At 42.1% G+C, this 16566-nt stretch carries 10 protein-coding genes and 1 pseudogene; 9 read left to right on the top strand and 2 right to left on the bottom strand.

Annotation, left to right across the window (positions count from 1 at the left end):
- Positions 1-114 precede the first annotated feature (114 nt).
- The 8 genes and pseudogenes from adcR (at position 115) to QM374_RS05015 (ending at position 13496) form a co-directional block, all read left to right on the top strand.
- Positions 115-555 carry a zinc-dependent transcriptional regulator AdcR gene (gene adcR, locus QM374_RS05050; RefSeq protein ID WP_414311060.1) on the top strand — a complete coding sequence of 147 codons (441 nt, stop codon included), beginning with the start codon at positions 115-117 and terminating at the stop codon, positions 553-555.
- The gene (locus QM374_RS05045) at positions 555-1259 is read left to right on the top strand and encodes a metal ABC transporter ATP-binding protein (RefSeq protein WP_001269493.1); all 705 of its coding nucleotides are present in this window, start codon (positions 555-557) and stop codon (positions 1257-1259) included. The genes adcR and QM374_RS05045 overlap by 1 nt, the downstream gene beginning before the upstream one ends.
- Positions 1252-2058 carry a metal ABC transporter permease gene (locus tag QM374_RS05040; protein WP_075232377.1) on the top strand — a complete coding sequence of 269 codons (807 nt, stop codon included), beginning with the start codon at positions 1252-1254 and terminating at the stop codon, positions 2056-2058. Before QM374_RS05045 ends, QM374_RS05040 begins: the two co-directional genes overlap by 8 nt.
- Before the next feature lie 9 nt (positions 2059-2067).
- The gene (locus QM374_RS05035) at positions 2068-3570 is read left to right on the top strand and encodes a zinc ABC transporter substrate-binding protein AdcA (protein WP_414311059.1); all 1503 of its coding nucleotides are present in this window, start codon (positions 2068-2070) and stop codon (positions 3568-3570) included.
- Positions 3571-3700: 130 nt separating this feature from the next.
- Positions 3701-4556, top strand: a pseudogene (locus QM374_RS05030) (VOC family protein).
- A gap of 753 nt (positions 4557-5309) precedes the next feature.
- Positions 5310-8912, top strand: coding sequence for a DNA-directed RNA polymerase subunit beta (locus tag QM374_RS05025; protein WP_301559182.1), 3603 nt, complete (start codon positions 5310-5312; stop codon positions 8910-8912).
- Between the two features lie 32 nt (positions 8913-8944).
- Positions 8945-12616, top strand: a complete 3672-nt coding sequence (gene rpoC, locus QM374_RS05020) for a DNA-directed RNA polymerase subunit beta' (protein WP_414311058.1) — start codon at positions 8945-8947, stop codon at positions 12614-12616.
- Between the two features lie 316 nt (positions 12617-12932).
- A complete protein-coding gene (locus QM374_RS05015; RefSeq protein ID WP_414311057.1) occupies positions 12933-13496 on the top strand; it encodes a sugar O-acetyltransferase in 564 nt (187 codons plus the stop codon).
- A 137-nt stretch (positions 13497-13633) separates the two neighbouring features.
- Here the strand turns inward: QM374_RS05015 and QM374_RS05010 are convergent, their stop codons facing one another.
- Positions 13634-14317 carry a DUF4956 domain-containing protein gene (locus QM374_RS05010; protein WP_049548540.1) on the bottom strand — a complete coding sequence of 228 codons (684 nt, stop codon included), beginning with the start codon at positions 14315-14317 and terminating at the stop codon, positions 13634-13636.
- Positions 14310-15086 (bottom strand): polyphosphate polymerase domain-containing protein, encoded by a 777-nt coding sequence (locus QM374_RS05005; RefSeq protein WP_414311056.1) that lies wholly within the window; start codon positions 15084-15086, stop codon positions 14310-14312. Before QM374_RS05005 ends, QM374_RS05010 begins: the two co-directional genes overlap by 8 nt.
- A gap of 206 nt (positions 15087-15292) precedes the next feature.
- Here QM374_RS05005 and QM374_RS05000 point away from each other — a divergent pair, with 206 nt between their 5' ends.
- The gene (locus QM374_RS05000) at positions 15293-16528 is read left to right on the top strand and encodes a carbohydrate-binding domain-containing protein (protein WP_006154049.1); all 1236 of its coding nucleotides are present in this window, start codon (positions 15293-15295) and stop codon (positions 16526-16528) included.
- Positions 16529-16566: the final 38 nt, after the last annotated feature.

Raw genomic sequence — 16566 nt, 5'->3', positions numbered from 1 at the left:
GTGTTTTCATCTTTTTTCTTGACTCCTTGCTTGGATGTGATATACTTAACTAGTAAAGGAATGGTGTGAGAACCTTGTATTTATAGAAATTCTGTTCTGAGAAAGGAGCAAATCATGAGACAGTTGGCAAAAGATATCGATCAATTTTTAAATGAGATTATCCTAAAAGCTGAAAATCAGCATGAAATTCTCATTGGTCATTGCACGAGTGATGTAGCCTTGACCAATACCCAGGAGCATATTCTCATGCTTTTATCAGAGGAGTCGCTCACCAACTCTGAGTTGGCGCGTCGTCTCAATGTCAGTCAAGCTGCCGTTACCAAAGCTATCAAATCCCTGGTTAAGGAGGGAATGTTAGAAACGTCTAAGGACCCTAAGGATGCTCGTGTTGTCTTCTATCAATTGACAGACTTGGCTCGACCTATTGCTGAGGAACACCACCATCATCATGAACATACCCTCTCGGCTTATGAGCAGGTTGCCACTCAGTTCACACCAAACGAACAAAAAATTATCCAGCGGTTTTTAACTGCTTTAGTAGGAGAAATCAAGTAATGAGATACATCACAGTAGAGGATTTGTCCTTCTATTATGACAAGGAACCTGTGCTTGAGCATATCAATTACAGTGTTGATAGTGGGGAATTTGTCACACTGACAGGAGAAAATGGAGCTGCTAAGACGACTCTAATCAAGGCTAGTCTAGGTATTTTACAACCGAGAATTGGGAAAGTAACCATCTCAAAGACAAATATTCATGGGAAAAAATTAAGAATTGCCTACCTTCCCCAGCAGATTGCAAGTTTTAATGCAGGTTTTCCAAGTACTGTTTATGAATTTGTCAAATCCGGTCGTTATCCAAGAAAAGGTTGGTTTCGTCGGTTGAATGCCCACGATGAAGAACACATTAAGGCTAGTTTAAACTCTGTCGGTATGTGGGAACATCGGGACAAACGCATTGGTTCTCTCTCCGGTGGGCAAAAGCAAAGAGCGGTCATTGCACGTATGTTTGCTTCAGATCCAGATATCTTTATCTTGGATGAGCCGACAACAGGAATGGATGCAGGTACCAAGAATGAATTTTATGAGCTCATGCACCATAGTGCCCACCATCATGGTAAGGCTGTTTTGATGATTACTCACGATCCTGAAGAAGTTAAGGATTACGCAGATCGTAATATCCACCTTGTTCGTGACCAAGATTCGCCATGGCGTTGTTTCAATGTCCATGAAAATGATCAGGAGGTGGAACATGCTTAATCTATTTTCTTATGATTTTATGCAGCGGGCCTTTTTGGCTGTTATTGCCATGAGTCTCTTTTCGCCAGTACTGGGAACCTTCCTCATCTTGCGTCGTCAGAGCCTTATGAGTGATACTCTGAGTCACGTCTCGCTTTCAGGGGTTGCCTTTGGTTTGGTTTTGGGGATTTCTCCAACCATCTCAACCATTGCCATTGTCTTAATTGCAGCGGTCTTTCTTGAATATCTCCGTACGGTTTATAAGAGTTTTATGGAGATTGGGACAGCTATTCTCATGTCTACAGGGCTTGCAGTCTCACTTATTGTGATGAGTAAGGGCAAGAGTTCTAGTTCGATGAGTTTGGACCAATATCTGTTTGGTTCTATTGTGACTATTAGTCAAGAGCAGGTAATTGGGCTCTTTGTCATTGCAGCGGTTGTTTTAATCCTGACCTTCCTCTTTTTAAGACCCATGTATATTCTAACTTTTGACGAGGATACAGCTTTTGTAGACGGTTTACCTGTGCGTACCATGTCTATCCTCTTTAATATGGTGACTGGTGTGGCTATTGCCCTCATGATCCCAGCAGCGGGAGCGCTTTTGGTATCGACTATCATGGTCTTACCAGCAAGTATTGCTTTGCGTCTAGGTAAAAACTTTAGTTCTGTGATGATACTTGCCAGTGTTATTGGTTTTCTGGGTATGGTTGCGGGACTCTATATTTCCTATTATGCAGAGACACCACCGAGTGCAAGTATCACTCTTATCTTTGTAGTTGTCTTTTTGTTAGTCAGCTTACTCAAACGTTTTATCAAATAGGAGAAGAAAATGAAAAAACTAGGCCTACTTTTGGCAAGTCTTGTGACAGTTTTCTTGGTAGCTTGTTCCAATCAAAAACAAGCAGACGGGAAATTAAATATCGTTACAACTTTCTATCCTGTCTACGAATTTACCAAGCAAGTAGCAGGAGATACAGCCAATGTCGAGCTCTTGATTGGGGCAGGGACAGAACCACATGATTATGAACCATCGCCTAAGGCAGTCGCTAAGATCCAAGACGCCGACGCCTTTGTGTATGAAAATGAGAACATGGAAACATGGGTTCCCAAGCTTTTAGATTCACTAGATGCCAAAAAAGTAAAAACAATCAAGGCTACTGGAGATATGTTGCTTCTTCCAGGTAGTGAAGAAGAGGAAGACCATGACCACGGCGAAGAGGGTCATCATCACGAGTATGATCCTCACGTATGGTTGTCTCCTGCGCGTGCCATTAAGCTTGTAGAGCACATTCGTGACAGTTTATCAGCTGACTATCCTGATAAAAAAGCAACCTTTGAGCAAAATGCAGCTGCCTATATCGAGAAATTACAAGCTCTGGATAAGGCCTATACTGAAGGACTTTCTAGTGCTAAACAAAAGAGTTTTGTGACTCAACACGCGGCCTTTCGTTACTTAGCTTTAGACTACGGACTCAATCAAGTTTCTATCTCAGGTCTTTCCCCAGATGCGGAGCCTTCAGCAAGCCGCTTGGCAGAATTGACCGAATATATCAAGAAAAACAAGATTTCTTATATCTACTTTGAAGAAAATGCCTCACAAGCCCTAGCTAATACTCTCTCAAAAGAAACAGGAGTTAAGTTAGACGTTCTGAATCCTCTTGAAAGCTTGACCGAAGAGGACATGAAGGCCGGTGAAAACTATATCTCTATTATGGAGAAAAATCTCAAGGCCCTCAAGCAAACAACTGACCAAGCAGGGGCAGAAATTGAGCCAGAAAAAGCCGAGGAAACTAAAACCGTTCAAAATGGTTACTTTGAAGATGCCGATGTCAAGGATCGTACCTTGAGTGACTATGCTGGCAACTGGCAGTCAGTCTATCCTTTCCTTGAAAATGGAACTCTAGATCAAGTCTTTGACTACAAGGCTAAATTGACTGGCAAAATGACCAAGGATGAATACAAAGCCTACTATCAAAAAGGCTATCAAACTGATGTATCTAAGATTAATATCACGGATAACACTATGGAATTCATCCAAGGTGACCAAAGTAAGAAATATACTTACAAGTATGTCGGCAAGAAAATCTTGACTTATAAGAAAGGCAATCGTGGAGTACGCTTCCTCTTTGAAGCGACAGATGCGGACGCTGGGCAATTTAAGTATGTTCAATTCAGCGACCACAATATCGCACCAGTCAAGACGGGACATTTCCATATCTTCTTTGGAGGCACTAGCCAAGAAGCTCTCTTTGAAGAGATGGCCAACTGGCCAACCTATTATCCAGAGAATTTATCTGGTCAAGAAATCGCGCAAGAAATGTTGGCTCATTAAAGCGAAACAATCCTTCCTACATGGGGAGGATTGTTCTTACTTTTTTATTTCTAAGCATCTGGATTGACATTGGCTGATAAGGGTGTATAATAGATGTAATAAATATAGTTACAACAAAGAAAGGTTTTCTATGGTTTACGAATATAATAGTCGCATTCATTTGGCAGAGGTGGCTTTAAATGTTAGAGATTTAGCAGGTCAGACTGCTTTTTACCACCAATTATTAGGTTTGGAGATTTTGAATCAATCGGAGAAAGAAGTTCTTCTAGGTGTTGGAGGAAAACCGCTAGTAAGACTAATCCAAACAGAAGATACAAGCAATCCTAAGCAGAGTTACGGTCTTTATCATATGGCCTTGCTCTTACCTAGTCGCGAAGACTTGGCTAATGTTTTTAAACACTTGTTAGATTTAAAGATCCCACTAGTTGGCGGAGCTGATCATGGTTATAGTGAGGCTATCTATTTGGAAGACTTAGAGGGCAACGGGATTGAACTCTACAGAGATAAACCTGTGACAGTCTGGGATATTCGTGAGGATGGCCGTATTATTGGTGTGACAGAAGAACTATCTGCTCAAGATATCTATGAACTGGGACAAGAACTAGATCCCTTTGTGATTGCAAATGGTACTCGAATGGGGCATGTTCATCTATCCGTTAAAAACAGTCGAGAAGCGTCTGCCTTTTACCAAGGCTCACTAGGTCTTGAGGACAAATTCACGATTCCACACGCTAGTTGGATAGCATCGGGGGATTACCATCATCATCTAGCAGTTAATGAATGGGGGGGGTAAAAATTCAGCTCCTCGTGAGCAAGGAATGGCAGGTCTTGCCTACTATGTGGTTGAAGTTGAGAATAAAGAGGAGTTGTTGAAGATGTTTGCCCAGTCTCAAGGTAATAAGGCGCTAACTCATTGGTTTTCGTCTGCAGAATTTAGCCTGACTGACCAGGATGGCATTGTGACTCGTGTCAGAGTTGAGAGCTAGAAATCTTTAAAACTAGGGGGGATTACTTTATATAAAAAGGACAGAATAGCTTGATTCAAACGTTTTGAAAGTCAAAAGATAGCTTCTTTTGAGAGCATTAAAAAATGCTTCCGGTAGGATTTGTTTTCCCATTAGCTCACTTAATATTGCTGACCAGGCTATTCAGGTTTATTTCAATAAAGAAATCATGTTGGAAAAACGAATGAGTTTCTATCCAAATATGGCTGAGAATCTACTTTTTAAGATAGGGCAGGTTTCCTAAAATTTCTAGAAGTTCTTGGTTGCCAAGCTCCTACCATTGAATGGCGGAGGTCAAAAACGATTCGATCATTGATTCAGATATTTTTTGTTGAAGGTCACACAGTTTTACGAGGAGGCAGATTTAGAAATGAATTAGTGAAGATGAAAACGTCCTTTTCCGAAAACAAACCTCATCGAGATTACAGGCAAAAAAATCGTTCAAAACCCTTGAAAAATCAAAGAAAATTAGGTATAATATGAATAATCATTTGTCGTAGGTTTTGTCTGAAATATTGTCCGGACAAGGCTCACAGCAGTTAAATCTCCTGAAAAAGTCGGATTTAGCTGCTCTTTTTGTGCTTTTTTTCAAGTTTTTTGACCTTTGTAACAAAGATTTAAAGATTCTGAAAATTAGTCGAGGGGGATAAGTTGATAGGGTTTTTAGAACCATCTAACGATAATTACTAGCTTAGGTCACTAAGCTTGGAACTTTATTTAAAAAGGAGAATCATCTTGGCAGGACATGACGTTCAATACGGGAAACATCGTACCCGTCGTAGTTTTTCAAGAATCAAAGAAGTTCTTGACTTACCAAATTTGATTGAAATTCAAACTGATTCATTCAAAGACTTCCTAGACCATGGTCTGAAGGAAGTGTTTGAAGATGTATTGCCAATTTCAAACTTCACAGACACAATGGAGTTGGAATTTGTTGGCTACGAAATCAAAGAACCTAAATATACGCTTGAAGAAGCACGTATCCACGATGCCAGCTACTCAGCACCTATCTTTGTAACCTTCCGCTTGATTAACAAAGAAACTGGCGAAATCAAGACACAGGAAGTATTCTTTGGTGATTTCCCAATCATGACAGAGATGGGAACCTTTATCATCAACGGTGGTGAACGTATCATCGTATCACAGTTGGTGCGTTCTCCAGGTGTTTACTTTAATGACAAGGTAGACAAAAATGGTAAAGTGGGTTACGGTTCAACTGTTATCCCTAACCGTGGAGCTTGGTTGGAACTTGAAAGCGACTCAAAAGACATCGCCTACACTCGTATCGACCGTACTCGTAAGATTCCATTTACGACCTTGGTTCGTGCGCTTGGTTTCTCAGGCGATGATGAAATCTTTGATATCTTTGGTGACAGCGATCTTGTTCGTAACACTGTTGAAAAAGATATTCACAAGAACCCAATGGACTCTCGTACAGACGAAGCTTTGAAGGAAATTTACGAACGCCTTCGTCCAGGTGAGCCTAAGACTGCTGAAAGCTCACGTAGCTTGCTTGTAGCTCGTTTCTTTGACCCACGTCGTTATGACTTGGCTGCAGTTGGTCGTTACAAGATTAATAAAAAACTCAATGTTAAAACACGTTTGCTTAACCAAACCATTGCTGAGCCATTGGTAGACCCTGAAACAGGTGAAATCTTGGTAGAAGCTGGAACAATCATGACTCGTAGCGTGATTGAAAGCATTGAAAGCCATTTGGATGGCGATTTGAACAAGATTGTCTACATTCCAAATGATGCTGCTGTAGTAACAGAGCCAGTTGTTCTTCAAAAATTCAAGGTTGTTGCACCAACTGATCCAGATCGTGTTGTAACAATCATCGGTAATGCAAATCCAGATGACAAGGTTCGTATCGTAACGCCTGCAGATATCTTGGCTGAGATGAGTTACTTCCTCAACTTGGCTGAAGGTATTGGTCGTGTGGATGATATCGACCACCTTGGAAATCGTCGTATCCGTGCTGTTGGTGAATTGCTTGCCAACCAAGTGCGTCTTGGACTTTCACGTATGGAACGTAACGTTCGTGAACGTATGTCTGTTCAAGATAACGAAGTACTAACACCACAACAAATTATTAATATCCGTCCAGTAACTGCAGCGATCAAAGAATTCTTTGGTTCTTCTCAATTGTCACAGTTCATGGACCAACACAACCCGCTTTCTGAGTTGTCACACAAACGTCGTTTGTCTGCCTTAGGGCCTGGTGGTTTGACACGTGACCGCGCTGGATATGAAGTGCGTGACGTGCACTACACTCACTATGGTCGTATGTGTCCAATCGAGACACCTGAGGGACCAAACATCGGTTTGATCAACAACTTGTCTTCATATGGACACCTCAACAAGTATGGTTTCATTCAAACACCATATCGTAAGGTTGATCGTGAAACTGGAAAAGTAACTAACGAAATCGTTTGGTTGACTGCTGATGAAGAAGATGAGTACACAGTAGCACAGGCTAACTCTAAATTGAACGCAGATGGCACTTTTGCTGAAAAAGTTGTCATGGGACGTCACCAAGGGGTTAACCAAGAATACCCAGCTTCAAGTGTTGATTACATGGACGTTTCTCCAAAACAGGTAGTTGCCGTTGCGACAGCATGTATTCCTTTCTTGGAAAACGATGACTCCAACCGTGCCCTCATGGGTGCCAACATGCAACGTCAGGCTGTACCATTGATTGATCCAAAAGCACCTTACGTTGGTACTGGTATGGAATATCAAGCAGCCCATGACTCTGGAGCAGCTGTTATTGCTCAGTATGATGGTAAAGTTACTTATGCCGACGCTGACAAGGTAGAAGTTCGTCGTGAAGATGGCTCATTGGATGTTTACCATATCCAAAAATTCCGTCGTTCAAACTCAGGTACTGCCTACAACCAACGTACGCTTGTTAAAGTTGGTGATCTTGTAGAAAAAGGCGACTTTATCGCTGACGGACCTTCTATGGAAAATGGAGAAATGGCGCTTGGACAAAACCCAATCGTTGCCTACATGACATGGGAAGGTTACAACTTCGAGGATGCCGTTATCATGAGCGAACGCTTGGTCAAAGACGATGTCTACACATCTGTCCACCTCGAAGAATACGAATCAGAAACGCGCGATACAAAGCTTGGGCCTGAAGAAATTACTCGTGAAATTCCAAACGTTGGTGAAGATGCTCTTAAAGACCTTGACGAAATGGGTATTATCCGTATCGGTGCTGAGGTTAAAGAAGGGGACATCCTTGTAGGTAAAGTAACACCTAAGGGTGAAAAAGATCTTTCAGCTGAAGAACGTCTCTTGCACGCTATCTTCGGAGACAAATCTCGTGAAGTTCGTGACACTTCTCTTCGCGTACCCCACGGTGCCGATGGTGTCGTTCGTGATGTTAAGATCTTTACACGTGCAAACGGTGATGAATTGCAATCTGGTGTTAACATGCTAGTTCGTGTTTACATCGCCCAAAAACGTAAGATTAAGGTCGGAGATAAGATGGCCGGACGTCACGGAAACAAAGGGGTTGTTTCTCGTATCGTTCCTGTAGAAGACATGCCTTACCTTCCAGATGGAACTCCAGTTGATATCATGTTGAACCCACTTGGGGTGCCATCACGTATGAATATCGGTCAGGTAATGGAGCTTCACCTTGGTATGGCAGCTCGTACTCTTGGTATCCACATCGCAACACCAGTCTTTGACGGAGCAAGTTCAGAAGATCTTTGGTCAACTGTTAAGGAAGCAGGTATGGATAGCGATGCTAAGACTATCCTTTACGATGGACGTACTGGTGAACCATTTGATAACCGTGTGTCAGTTGGTGTCATGTACATGATCAAACTTCACCACATGGTTGATGATAAATTGCACGCTCGTTCAGTCGGACCATACTCAACCGTTACGCAACAACCACTCGGAGGTAAAGCTCAGTTTGGTGGACAACGTTTCGGTGAGATGGAGGTTTGGGCGCTTGAAGCCTATGGTGCATCAAATGTCCTTCAAGAAATCTTGACTTACAAGTCTGACGATATCAACGGACGTTTGAAAGCTTATGAAGCTATTACAAAAGGAAAACCAATTCCAAAACCAGGTGTTCCAGAATCCTTCCGAGTTCTTGTTAAAGAATTGCAATCACTTGGTCTTGACATGCGTGTCCTTGACGAAGATGATCAAGAAGTTGAACTTCGTGATCTTGATGAGGGCATGGACGAAGATGTCATCCACGTAGATGACCTTGAAAAAGCACGTAAAAAAGCTGCTGAAGAAGCAAAAGCTGCTTTTGAAGCTGAAGAAGGTGCAAAAGCGGAAGCAACAGAAGAAGCTACTGAACAAGAATAAGTAGCTCACTTAGAATAGAAAGGGAAGAAATAGTGGTTGACGTAAATCGTTTTAAAAGTATGCAAATCACACTAGCTTCTCCAAGCAAAGTCCGTTCATGGTCTTATGGAGAAGTCAAAAAACCTGAAACAATCAATTACCGTACGTTGAAACCAGAACGTGAAGGACTATTTGACGAAGTCATCTTTGGTCCTACAAAAGACTGGGAATGTGCTTGTGGGAAGTACAAACGCATCCGTTACAGAGGAATTGTTTGTGACCGTTGTGGTGTTGAAGTAACGCGTACAAAAGTTCGTCGTGAACGTATGGGACACATCGAGTTGAAAGCTCCTGTATCTCATATCTGGTATTTCAAGGGGATTCCAAGCCGTATGGGCTTGACCCTTGATATGAGTCCTCGTGCACTTGAGGAAGTTATCTACTTTGCAGCTTATGTGGTGATCGATCCGAAGGATACACCACTTGAGCACAAATCAATCATGACAGAGCGTGAATACCGTGAGCGCTTGCGTGAATATGGCTACGGATCATTCGTTGCTAAAATGGGTGCCGAAGCTATCCAAGACCTCTTGAAACAAGTAGATCTTGAAAAAGAAATTGCTGAGCTTAAAGAAGAATTGAAGACAGCAACTGGACAAAAACGTATCAAAGCCATCCGTCGTTTGGATGTTTTGGATGCCTTTTACAAGTCTGGAAACAAACCTGAATGGATGATTCTTAACATCCTTCCGGTTATTCCACCAGATCTTCGTCCAATGTTGCAGTTGGATGGTGGCCGTTTTGCCTCATCTGACTTGAACGACCTTTACCGCCGTGTTATCAACCGTAACAACCGTCTAGCTCGTTTGCTTGAGTTGAATGCACCAGGTATCATCGTTCAAAATGAGAAGCGTATGCTTCAAGAAGCAGTTGATGCTTTGATTGATAATGGTCGTCGTGGTCGTCCGATTACAGGACCAGGTAGCCGTCCACTGAAATCATTGAGCCACATGCTTAAAGGTAAACAAGGACGCTTCCGTCAAAACTTACTTGGTAAACGTGTTGACTTCTCAGGACGTTCCGTTATCGCCGTTGGTCCAACTCTTAAGATGTACCAATGTGGTGTGCCACGTGAAATGGCTATCGAGCTCTTTAAACCATTTGTGATGCGTGAAATCGTAGCTCGTGATATCGTGCAAAACGTTAAAGCCGCTAAACGCTTGGTGGAACGTGGAGATGAGCGTATCTGGGATATCCTCGAAGAAGTGATCAAAGAACATCCAGTGCTTTTGAACCGCGCACCGACCCTTCACCGTTTGGGTATCCAAGCCTTTGAACCTGTCTTGATTGACGGTAAAGCCCTTCGCTTGCACCCACTTGTCTGTGAAGCCTACAATGCCGACTTTGACGGGGACCAAATGGCCATCCACGTACCGCTTTCAGAAGAAGCCCAAGCAGAAGCTCGTATCCTCATGCTCGCTGCTGAGCACATCTTGAATCCGAAAGATGGTAAACCAGTTGTTACTCCATCTCAGGACATGGTTTTGGGTAACTACTACTTGACTATGGAAGAAGCTGGTCGTGAAGGTGAAGGAATGGTCTTCAAAGATCGTGATGAAGCTGTTATGGCTTACCGCAATGGTTATGTTCACCTCCACTCACGTGTTGGTATTGCAACAGACAGCCTCAACAAACCATGGACAGAAGAGCAAAAACATAAAGTCTTGCTGACAACAGTTGGTAAAATCCTCTTCAACGACATCATGCCAGAGGGTCTACCATACTTGCAAGAACCAAACAATGCCAACTTAACAGAAGGCGTTCCAGCTAAATACTTCTTGCCACTTGGTGGAGATATCAAGGAAGCAATCAGCAATCTTGAACTTAACCCTCCATTCAAGAAGAAAAACCTTGGAAATATCATCGCTGAAATCTTCAAACGTTTCCGTACGACAGAAACTTCTGCCCTACTTGACCGCATGAAGAACCTCGGTTACCACCACTCAACTCTTGCAGGTTTGACAGTGGGTATTGCCGATATCCCAGTCGTTGATGACAAGGCTGAAATCATTGAAGAATCACACAAACGTGTAGAACAAATCACAAAACAATTCCGTCGTGGTATGATCACAGACGACGAACGTTATAATGCTGTTACAGCTGAATGGCGTGCTGCCCGTGAAAAACTTGAGAAACGCTTGATTGCCAACCAAGATCCTAAGAACCCAATCGTTATGATGATGGACTCTGGTGCCCGTGGTAATATCTCAAACTTCTCACAGCTTGCCGGTATGCGTGGTCTGATGGCTGCTCCGAACGGACGTATCATGGAATTGCCAATCCTTTCAAACTTCCGCGAAGGTTTGTCAGTACTCGAAATGTTCTTCTCAACTCACGGTGCTCGTAAAGGTATGACCGATACGGCCCTTAAGACAGCCGACTCAGGTTACTTGACTCGTCGTTTGGTTGACGTTGCCCAAGACGTGATTATCCGTGAAGACGACTGTGGAACAGATCGTGGTCTCTTGATCCGCTCTATTGCAGAAGGAAAAGAGATGATTGAGTCTCTTGAAGAGCGCCTCAATGGTCGTTATACTAAGAAAACTGTTAAACATCCAGAAACTGGTGCAGTTATCATTGGTCCAAATGAATTGATCACAGAAGACAAGGCGCGTGAAATTGTCAATGCTGGTGTTGAAGAAGTAACCATCCGTTCCGTATTTACATGTAACACTCGTCATGGTGTCTGCCGTCACTGTTACGGTATCAACTTGGCGACTGGTGATGCGGTTGAAGTTGGTGAAGCAGTTGGTACAATCGCTGCCCAATCTATCGGGGAACCTGGTACACAGCTTACAATGCGTACCTTCCACACGGGTGGGGTTGCCTCAAATACCGATATCACTCAGGGTCTTCCTCGTGTCCAAGAAATCTTTGAAGCCCGCAATCCAAAAGGGGAAGCGGTTATCACAGAGGTCAAAGGACAAGTTACTGCTATCGAAGAAGATGCTTCAACTCGTACCAAGAAAGTCTTCGTTAAGGGTGAAACTGGAGAAGGCGAATACGTGGTACCATTTACAGCACGTATGCGTGTCGAAGTTGGAGACCAAGTCTCTCGTGGTGCAGCTCTTACAGAAGGTTCTATCCAACCGAAACGTCTCCTTGCTGTTCGTGATGTCTTGTCAGTTGAAACCTACCTTCTCGGTGAAGTACAAAAAGTTTACCGTAGCCAAGGGGTAGAAATCGGCGACAAACACATTGAGGTAATGGTTCGTCAAATGATCCGTAAAGTTCGTGTCATGGATCCAGGTGACACAGATCTTCTCATGGGAACTCTTATGGATATCAACGACTTTACAGATGCTAACAAGGATGTTCTTATCGCAGGTGGAGTACCAGCGACAGGTCGTCCAGTCCTTATGGGAATCACCAAAGCCTCACTTGAAACAAATAGTTTCTTGTCAGCGGCTTCCTTCCAGGAAACAACTCGTGTCCTTACAGATGCAGCTATCCGCGGTAAGAAAGACCATCTCCTTGGACTTAAGGAAAATGTTATCATCGGTAAGATTATCCCAGCTGGTACAGGTATGGCACGTTACCGTAACCTTGAACCACAAGCTATCAATGAAGAGTCTTACCTAGCATCTTCTCAAGAAGAAGCTTCAGTAGATACGACAGATACGACTGTAGAAGAAGTCGTTGAAACTGTTGAAGTAAGCGAATAAGTAGGTGTTACTTAAGATCTGAAATGAGAAGATTAATCATTCACGATAGATTCTTAAGAAGGATCCACTAGATAAAAAAGCGAACAAGGCAGAATTCTGATTGTCAGAAAACTAGCTTTGCTCGCTTTTTTTCAAGGTTAGACTTGTGTTTTATAGTAGATCAAATACAAAACAGTACACTGTGAATTCTAAAAAATGCTAGAAATTGACTTAACTGCTCTAGTAAATTTGTTCAGATTTTATTTCATTTCACTATAATTTGCTCGAGATACAATACTATGCTACAATCTTGTAAAATAAACAAGGATGTCAAAACATGAAAACAGAATATCAAAAAATGATCGCGGGAGAACCCTATCACCCATTCGACCCAGACCTCCGTTCTCTAGCACAAACAGCGCGACAAAAGCAAGCAGCTTTTAATGAAGAAGTCGATCCAGTAAAAGGTATGGAAATCATCAAAGGATGGTTTGGTTCTACTGGTGAAAATCTCTACATCAACACTCGCTTGATGGTAGATTACGGGGTCAATATTCATCTGGGAGAAAATTTTTATTCCAATTGGAATTTAACTATGCTAGATGTTTGTCCTATAACCATCGGTGACAATGCTATGATTGGTCCCAACTGTCAATTTTTAACACCCCTTCACCCACTGGACCCCGACGAACGAAACTCGGGACTAGAATTTGGCAAACCCATTACGATTGGTAAGAACTTTTGGGCAGGTGGTGGTGTCATTGTCCTACCGGGTGTTATTTTAGGGGATAATGTCGTTGCAGGAGCAGGAGCGGTCATTACAAAATCCTTTGGAGACAACGTAGTTCTAGCAGGAAATCCAGCACGAGTCATCAAAGAGATTCCAGTTAAAGGAAATTAAAGGTTGTAGAAAGAGAAAGTGAAGTCTTTTTCAAAAGAGCTCTTTGAAATCGAAAAGCCTAACCAGTCTCAGTATCAAAAACTTATTGCTAGCAAAAAACGAGGTCGGAATTTTTATCCCAGCCTCGTTTTTCGTCTTTAGAGATTTTTTCTCTTTTTAGCTTTTTTAGTCAATGCTACATCGCATTGATCAATATTTTGTGTAAGATAGCTAGTCACTTGGAAATCATCGACCTCTGTTTTTAGCTCGACTTCATAGACAATGCTAAGGTTGTCCCCTGCATTTGTGCTATTGATCGTAATCATGTCAATTTCTGAGCAGAATTGGTCAAGAGCTGATTGGATAGCATCTTGAATCTTCTCTTGATTAGTTACCGTGATTGTTAAAAGTCTACGGCGTTGATTGTCAGTTTTGACTTGTTGATTTTCCAAAAGGAACCAAACACCCAAGATAAAGAGGGTAAATAGAATTGCCAGGAAGAGATAGCCTGTTCCACAAGCCAAACCGATAATCATGGCAAGGAAAATCGCAATCAGTTCTCTTGAACCACTCGTTGCAGAACGGAAACGAATCAAACTAAAGGTTCCGGCTACAGCAATTGACGTACCCAAGCTCCCATTGACCAGAAAAATAACCAAGGTCATAAGGCAGGGAAGCAGAGTCAAGCTGATAGCAAATTCTCTGGTGTAGAGGGTTCGATATTTGTAGGTCCAAGTAAGTGCCAAACCGAGGACTAGACTGACTAGAAGTGCCAGCAGTAGTTGGAAGGGATCTGCACTTGCAGTGGCGTTGTTGAAAATGGAATTAAATAGATTAAGCATAAGCGATACCTACGCTTTCTATACTGGGACGTGGTGCATAAGGAAGCCCTTGAGATTTGTGGTAAGCACAACTGTATTTTGAAAATTTGTGCTCCATCAAACCATACTTGTCTAGAATGTCTTGTAACCACTGAGGTTTGTTTCCAGGAGCTTTAATCTCCATAATCACAGTATTGTCATCTAATAGAGGAGCCCCTTGATTTCCTGCGAAGAGACTGACATTTTCATCTCTATAGATTAGATTTTGGTCAATGGTGATACGAATTTTATGATAGTCGTAGCCCTCGATGTATTTTTTTTCTTTTAATGAATAACGATCGTAGTAGATGTACATACGAGGCTTGATAGCCTGCTTGTAATCTTGGTGAAGCTTTTTCACTTTTTCAATGACAACTGTATCAGTAATACTAGCATCCAAGTGCCCTTTGGTCATAAAGTTAAGGATAGAAATAGGAGTTGAGAGTAGTCTGAATTTGCGACCAACTCCTTCTTGATCCTTGGTTTTGATTTCTAAAAATACTTGACTATCTGCTTTGGGGTGGCTGAGATAGGTCCGCATCCGAACCTTTTCTTTTCGCTTATTTCCAAAATCATTATCTTGGAGCACAGCAAAGTCTTCCGTATCAAAGTAGATATTTGAAATAGTTGAAATTGGATAGTCGTCTTCTACTAAATATTCCTTTAAATCTTGGATGAGTTTATCTAAAATTTCTTTGGAGACAATATATTTGGTTTCAATCCGTTTGAAACTTGTTTCGATTGGTTTCATAATTCCTTCTCCTCTAATCTTAGGTTATACTATTTTTAAACAAGGTAAACTTGCTTGTGTTTGATTTTAGGGGGCTTTTCTAAAACTTTTGTTAAATTTAACTTAATTGAAACTAAACTTAAGAAAACTTTCAGAAAAAGTTTAGGCTTCTTTTAGGAAAGACCCGTAGACTAAGAGCATGTAAAATGAAAGTCGAGGAAACGAGCATGAAAGCAAAAAAATGGACATTCTTATTAACGAGTATAGCAACTCTAGCACTAGTAACAGCTTGTACCCAGTCAACTTCAAATACAACAGCTAGCAATACTGCGACAACGAAAACGACATCAACTACAGAAGCTAAGAAAACTAGCTATTTTACAGACAAGGACTATGATACTTCTTATGATGAAAAGACAGCAGCAACTGTAACCTTGTCAGAATCAACAGCGAAGGTATCAGGTGATGGAGTTGCCGTATCAGGATCTACCGTTACAATCTCCAAGGCAGGAACCTATGTCATATCTGGTCAATCCGACGGAGTTCAAATCAAGATTGAAGCCGAAAAGACTGATGATGTACATATTGTTCTAAAGGGTGTGACCATGACCAATACCAATGCTGCTATATCTGCAACATCAGCCGGTCATGTTTACCTAACTCTAGCAGATGGCACAACTAATAGCCTATCAGATTCAGCAACTAATAGTGACGAAAAAGCGGATGCAGCGCTCTTCTCTAAAGTGGACTTGACCATCAACGGTAAAGGAACTCTCAATGTAGATGGTAAGAAAAACAATGGTATCAAGGCAAATGATACACTTCACATCACAGGTGGAAGCTACAACATCACAGCAGTCGGGGATGCCTTTAATGTTAATGATGAACTCAACATTACCGGCACAACTATGACTATCGATGCCAAGGAAGACGGAGTTAAGGTCGACAATGATGAGGACACATCTGTAGGAACCATGTATCTCTCTGACAATACCATCACTGTTACTGCTGGAGATGATGGTATCCACGCATCAGGTGATTTGGTTATTGATAGTGGTACCTATACCGTTAAGAATTCTACAGAAGGGCTTGAAGGTAAGTCAATTACTATCAACGGTGGAGATATCGCCATCTATTCAACGGATGATGGTGTCAATGCAGCCAACAAAAATGCTCAACAAAGTGAAATTTTCTTCACTATGAATGGTGGGAACTTGACGGTTGAAGTTGGTCAAGGGGACACGGATCCAATTGACTCAAATGGTAATATTACAGTTAATGGAGGAACCATCAAAATGACTGGTCAAACTGGTTTTGACTTTGATGGAACAGCGACCTACACAGGCGGAGATATCTATCTCAATGGTGAAAAACAAACTGAGATTGTCAGTTCTATGCCTGGAGGCGGAGGGGCACCTGGCGGTGGCCCTCAAGGAAATGGAGGCCCTGGTGGACGACCATAAAATAAAAATCTCCTTTCTCGAAAGAGAAGGGAGATTTT

It is taken from the genome of Streptococcus infantis (assembly GCF_047465525.1).
Taxonomy (GTDB): Bacteria; Bacillota; Bacilli; order Lactobacillales; family Streptococcaceae; genus Streptococcus; species Streptococcus infantis_R.
Note: the sequence above shows the minus strand (reverse complement) of the source record. Positions and strands in the feature narration are given on the sequence as shown.